Raw genomic sequence first — 1,921 nt, 5'->3', positions numbered from 1 at the left:
TGCAAGAATCCGGTCTTGATCGCGAGCGGCTCGTCAACCACCCACGAGAGCAAGTCATCGGACGTCGCGTGCCCAATGCAGCCGTGACCAGAGAGATCGGTAGCCGTGACCAGCATGTGCCAGCGGCCATCGGTGTGCCGGAACACCCACGGGTCACGAAACGCCTCGACGCCCTCGCGGTCGAAGGTGGAGTACCACCGCGGGTCGGCGATGGCGATGGGGTCGGGCGAGACGCGCGTCCACGTGATGAGGTCGTGCGAGGTCGCGTGGCCGACGCGTTGGCGCGCGCCCCGTGTGGTGGCGTCGATGCCCGTGTAGAACATCCGCCAGACATCGCCGTCTCTCACGACACTCCCCGTCCAGATGGCTTGGTCGTCGAAACGACCCGTTTCGCCCGGTGTGAGGGCATCAGGGAGGTGCCTCCACTCGCGCAGATCCCGAGAGACAGCGTGGGCCGCGACGGCACTCCAGTGACGCATGTCCGGGTCGCCCAACGAGCGCGGAGCGGCCAGAAAGAAGGCGTGGTAGTCGTCGCCATCGTGGGCATACCACGAGTCCCAGATCCAACGCTGCGGGTCGTCAATCACAATGTGACACCTTTCGAATGGGGTAGTCGGCGATAGTCTCAGTGAACACGCTCGAGGCCGCCCGTGCCGCGAACGAGATGGAGAATTCACGATGGCGACTATCGGTCAGATCGCCGCGGAACTCGGCTTGTCGAAGTCGACGGTGTCGAGAGCCCTTCGCGGAATTCCGAGCATCTCGCAAGAGACCATCGCTCTCGTGCAAGAGGCCGCGGCGCGTCTTGAGTATGTGCCATCGGTCGCGGCGGCCGGGTTGTCGACAGGCCGCAACCATGCCATCGGCGTGATTGTTCCCTCGCTCAACCGGTGGTTCTATAGCTCGGTCGTCAGCGGCATCGACCGCACCCTCGCCGAGCTGGGGTACGACGTGGTGCTGTTCGACCTCGATCGCAGTCAAGCCGTCGGAACGCGGCTGTTTGCCCGGTCGCTGCTGCGTCGACGCGTTGACGCGGTCATCGTCGTCGCGACGGTGTTTACTCCGGAAGAGCTCGCCGAGCTCGCCTTGCTCGACATGCCCATGATCTCGGTGGGGCCTCCCGTGAGTGGAATCCGCAACATCGGCATTGACGATGCCGCCGTCATGACGGCCGCCACAAAACACCTGGTCGACCTGGGGCACCGCTCGCTGGGCCTGGTCGGTGGGTACGACCCCGAGAGCCTCACCGTGATCGGCGCCTCCGAACGAGAGCACGCATTCACGCGAACGGCCTCGCTTGCCGGGGCCGTTGTCGAACCCACATGGATGCTCTCGGGCGGTTATCGAAGCGGCGTCGCCAAGCAAGTGGTGCTGCAGCTCTATCAGGGCACGACCTGGCCGACGGGTCTCGTGTGCGCGTCGGACGAAATGGCCATCGGAGCGATGTTTGCGGTGCAACAAGCCGGATTGCGCGTTCCTCACGACGTGTCGATCATCGGAATCGATGGGCACGAGTACTCCGCCGACTACGACCTCACAACGTGTTACCAAGACGTGCAAGAGCAAGGGTCGATCGCGGCCCGCCAGGTCGTTGCCGAAGTCGAAGGGGCGCCGGCGCCCGAACAGTTCGAGCCTGCCGACTTCTCTCTTGTCGTGCGTGGTTCGACGGCGCCACCGCGGCACGGTCGCTAAGGCCGACACGGCCGCGGCGGTCACCATCGACTATGAACGGAACCAGATCGTCGATTCGCCGGCAACACCGTCGGCCGTGATCGGCGCGCTCGACAAGAGCAGCTCTGCGTGCGGAAGCGAGACCGGCTGAACCCCAAAGTTCGTGAGGCTGTTCCAGCCGTTGTCGCGGCGAAACCACAGCACGGACTCAGAGTGGTCGAGCCACTCCAGCGTCTCAGCCGTCTGATTC

1 protein-coding gene and 2 pseudogenes are annotated in these 1,921 nt (G+C 64.6%); 1 reads left to right on the top strand and 2 read right to left on the bottom strand.

The window, feature by feature from the left end; genetic code table 11:
* Nucleotides 1-587, bottom strand: a pseudogene (locus tag SFU54_RS09545) (glycosyl hydrolase family 32); the annotation flags it as partial.
* Between the two features lie 91 nt (nt 588-678).
* Here SFU54_RS09545 and SFU54_RS09540 point away from each other — a divergent pair.
* A complete protein-coding gene (locus SFU54_RS09540) occupies nt 679-1,692 on the top strand; it encodes a LacI family DNA-binding transcriptional regulator (RefSeq protein ID WP_319016045.1) in 1,014 nt (337 codons plus the stop codon).
* Between the two features lie 30 nt (nt 1,693-1,722).
* Here the strand turns inward: SFU54_RS09540 and SFU54_RS09535 are convergent.
* Nucleotides 1,723-1,921, bottom strand: a pseudogene (locus SFU54_RS09535) (alpha-amylase); the annotation flags it as partial.

Origin of the sequence: Microcella sp., from assembly GCF_033763155.1 — a bacterium.
Taxonomy (GTDB): domain Bacteria; phylum Actinomycetota; class Actinomycetes; order Actinomycetales; family Microbacteriaceae; genus Microcella.
The sequence above is the reverse complement of the archived record's forward strand: the minus strand, read 5'-3'. Positions and strand labels throughout refer to the sequence as shown.